The following is a 1,657-nucleotide window of genomic DNA, read 5'->3' as shown; positions in this document are numbered from 1 at the left end:
TAATTCTGAGTAACGTTTTGATTTTACCTTGTAATTACTGGCTTTCAAGCAGGTTGTATTTTACTCATTCTGGCATCTAAATTAGCGATTTGTTTTTGAAGTTCGAGGACCTTTCTCTTTCTTTTCTGGTCAAGGTATTCATAAATTGTTGGAGGACTGTACTGTTGTTTTTTGTAAAGCATATTCCAAAGTATAGTCGCTAATTTTCTTGCGGTAGCGGATACCGCAACAGCTCGACCTTTTCTGTAGGCAATTCTGTTAAAGAAATTGGAAAGGTGAGTGTCCTTTAAATTTCCAATTGCATTTGCTGCCTGTCTGAGTGCTATTTTAAGTCTATTGCTTCCTTTTGGGGTTCTGCTGCTAAGGATGCGCCCTCCCGATATTTTATTGTTGGGGGCCAATCTTAGCCAAGATGTAAAATGCTGTGCATTTTGGAACTCTAGTATTCCTTTTTCACCAAGTTCGCTCATCAATGTGAGGACTGTTCCGTGGCTGAAGCCTTCTATTGCGTATAAATCGATCCCATCGAAATATTGGTAGGCAATGAGGTTAAGGTCGATGTTTTTTGGTGTGTTCTTATTGATCCTTTTATGTACTTTCTTATCAATGCACAATGCCTTTTTAACTTGATCCTGATTTATAAATTCGTCCAGAACCCTTTTAATCTCATCATCACATTCCATGATCAATTGTTGGGCATCCTGGTATTTTCGCAGTTCTTGTTTCAGGACAAATAAATAATCCTGTCGATTATTACTTTGGAGTGCCTTGGCAATTTCCTCTTCAGACTTTTTACAGTTCCCGTGCCTTAATTTGGCTAGCTGCTCCCCATTTGTCTGACCATTGCAGATTTCATTGATAATGCGTAATCCGGTCAGTCCCACAATATCTTTTACTACGACATCCAATCTGAGGTTCATTAGTCTCATGTTTTGTGACATCCTATTGGAAGCTTGGGATGTGGTTTCAATTAGATTGCCTCTGTGCCTTACCAAAGTCCTTAAATATTCTGTTTGCAGGTCGGGCAGGAAACTTCCACTCAAAATACCTAATGTATGTAGCTTCTGGATCCACATACAATCCAACACATCCGTTTTTCTGCCCTTGATGTTTTTGGTAAATTTTCCATTGATCAGGATTACTTCAATAGTTGAGTTCTGTAGTTCAGCATAAAGATTCTGCCAATATGAACCTGTAGATTCCATGGCCACTGTTTTTACATCATTGTCCAATAACCAAGTCAGTAATTCTTTGGTATCCTGAGCATAGACACCGAACTCTCTCACATCTGAGTGCTCTTGATTGATTGCTACAAAATGTGAACGACTTCCGATATCAATTCCAGCAGCATTTGGATTGATAATATCCATTTTTAATTTAGTTCTTACCATTTTCTTTGATTTAAATTAATAAAAATGCCCAAAGAGAATGTATATTGCAATCAAGAAAATATTCTGAACGAGATATCCCTAGAGGATTCATCAGTGAGATTATCACAAGCCTTTGATACTGGATATATCAAAGGCTTTTTACATTCCAACCAGAATTACGCTCGAGCTTATAAGCATCAATTTAAAATCGGTCTTGCAAAGAGCACTATCCAAGATACAAAACGTTACCTTAAAGTGATTATTTTTTTTGGGAGAAGAGAGGAATT

Annotated in this window: 2 protein-coding genes; one reads left to right on the top strand and one right to left on the bottom strand. The window is 37.5% G+C overall.

Translation table 11 applies throughout. The annotated features are described in order from the left end of the window. Nucleotides 1–44: 44 nt before the first annotated feature. Nucleotides 45–1,391 carry an IS110 family RNA-guided transposase gene (locus ES711_RS16130; RefSeq protein ID WP_146894338.1) on the bottom strand — a complete coding sequence of 449 codons (1,347 nt, stop codon included), beginning with the start codon at nucleotides 1,389–1,391 and terminating at the stop codon, nucleotides 45–47. A 24-nt stretch (nucleotides 1,392–1,415) separates the two neighbouring features. Between ES711_RS16130 and ES711_RS16420 the strand changes: the two genes are divergently transcribed. After that, the coding region (locus tag ES711_RS16420; protein ID WP_211363145.1) for a hypothetical protein at nucleotides 1,416–1,657 on the top strand (242 nt) is incomplete at its 3' end.

It is taken from the genome of Gelidibacter salicanalis (assembly GCF_007997285.1).
Lineage (GTDB): Bacteria > Bacteroidota > Bacteroidia > Flavobacteriales > Flavobacteriaceae > Gelidibacter > Gelidibacter salicanalis.
This window is presented reverse-complemented; position numbering and strand designations above follow the sequence as displayed.